The following is a 1,840-nucleotide window of genomic DNA, read 5'->3' as shown; positions in this document are numbered from 1 at the left end:
CTAACGGAGCAAGCGTAGCAACAAATGCGTGGGGTATTACAAGTTCTATTGTAAACAGTGCTTCCATAAATATAGGTATGAATGCAATTTCTGGCGGTGGTTGGGACGGTGCTTGGAAAGCAGGACTTGTTGGAGCAGCCACAGGGGCTTGGGGTGCGACAGGTGGTTTTGGAATGATAAAGGCTTGGGGCGCAGAAAATGCGTTTGCCCAACTTGGCGGAAAACTCGGCTACCAAATGATTGGAACAGCAGGGCAATCCATAGGTAATAATTGGGCGAGTGGCGATGACCCATTTTCAAAAGTAACATTAGGAGTCGGGCCTGTTAATTTAACGCTTGGCAAGGGACAAAAACTCTTGCAATGGCAGAATAATTTAGGCAATATTGCGACAAACGCATTAGGTTTGGGTAATCTTGCTTTCGGCGGTAAGGCAAAATTTGATTGGAAAAACTTAGCACCTGTTTACACCGGCGGTTTAATGGAATATATGGGCGGTGCTTGGGGACCGTATTCTGTGATGGGACCTGACGGGTTTACTAATACACCGAGAACGTTACAGCATGAAATGCACCATATTTGGCAATCAAGAGCATTTGGCGATACATTCTTACTTCATTACGGATTACAGGGTATAAGTGGTGCATTGATAGGTAGAGATTTTTGGCACTCTATTTTTGAATACAATTATTTTGAAAGGCAAGCTTATGGTTATGATTGGTTTAACTATTAATACATTGAAAATATGAAGGCAAATATTTTTATCTTATTATTGTTCTCACTTTCGCTATTGTCCTGCGATCCTTATATTTTGAGAGTAACAATAGATAGTAATGGTTTTGAAAAGAGTTTCAATTTTGAATGTGGTAAAGTTGATGTTCGTGGTTCTGTATTAGCGGATAGACAAATTCATACATACTTGAATTTTAAATTAAACTCTCCCATTGTAATAAATCCTGATAAATTGGAAATAATCCATAAAGGAGAATTGCTCACGTCAAGTGTTTATCTGGAAAATGGAGGTGGTCTTATAAAAGATGTAAGGAATATCAATAGTGATGGAACAATTAGCATTGTTATAAATCAAGTTGTTCAAAGTGGCGACACAATAACAGTTAATATTGATAATTTCATACTATGTAATGGAAATCCTCTTGAAATAGGAAACATTAGTCTTGTTTTTGTAGCAAGATAGACGGCATAAGGATTGAACAAAGTAATAAGTATGTGTGTAGCAACTGCGATAAAAAGTCAAAAATCCTTGTTCAACGTAGGCTCTGCCTACATTGGATTAAAAGCAAGGCATCAGCCTTGCAAATGATTAGTACATAACCGGATAAAGAACCGCATCTTGTTTAAAGATGGCGAGTTATCCGAGACAGGTTTCCTTAGTGATTGACTAAGGGGAAGCGAAGCTTTGGCTTTGATACGGAGTGAAAAAGTGTTTGGATTGAAATACGAAAGAAGTATGAAGAAGGCTTTTGTTGTTGATTGTCATTTGTGTTTGTGGGCGGGCTATAGGCTTCGCCTACAATACGCATGCGCTTGACGGCTTACTCACCTCCATGCGCAATGCCGAAAACAGTACCTTGTTGTGGCAGGCAGATGCCATCAATGCTTTGGGGCAAATCACAGAAAGCACGTTGGGCAATGGATTAAAACGTGTTTCAGATTTCGACACTTACCACCTGCCCAATCAAATTTTGCTGAAAAATGGGGCATCGGTTATTGACGATGTCAATTATACGTTTAATGCAATGACCGGCAATCTGACCCAGCGCAACGATGTGTCAAACAGAAAAAATGAAGTTTTCGGCTATGATAATCTGAATCGCTTGACTA

At 39.6% G+C, this 1,840-nt stretch carries 3 protein-coding genes; all 3 read left to right on the top strand.

Annotated features, from left to right (window positions below; translation table 11 throughout):
- Positions 1–731 (top strand): hypothetical protein (locus ASC50_RS00230; RefSeq protein WP_226995286.1); only part of this gene is annotated, 731 nt, incomplete at its 5' end.
- Positions 732–743: 12 nt separating this feature from the next.
- Complete coding sequence (locus ASC50_RS00225; RefSeq protein WP_056928538.1) at positions 744–1,193, top strand: hypothetical protein; 450 nt, start codon at positions 744–746, stop codon at positions 1,191–1,193.
- Positions 1,194–1,485: 292 nt separating this feature from the next.
- A partial coding sequence (locus ASC50_RS00220; protein ID WP_158648201.1) for a hypothetical protein occupies positions 1,486–1,840 on the top strand: 355 nt, incomplete at its 3' end.

Source organism: Candidatus Symbiothrix dinenymphae (assembly GCF_001431085.1).
This window is presented reverse-complemented; position numbering and strand designations above follow the sequence as displayed.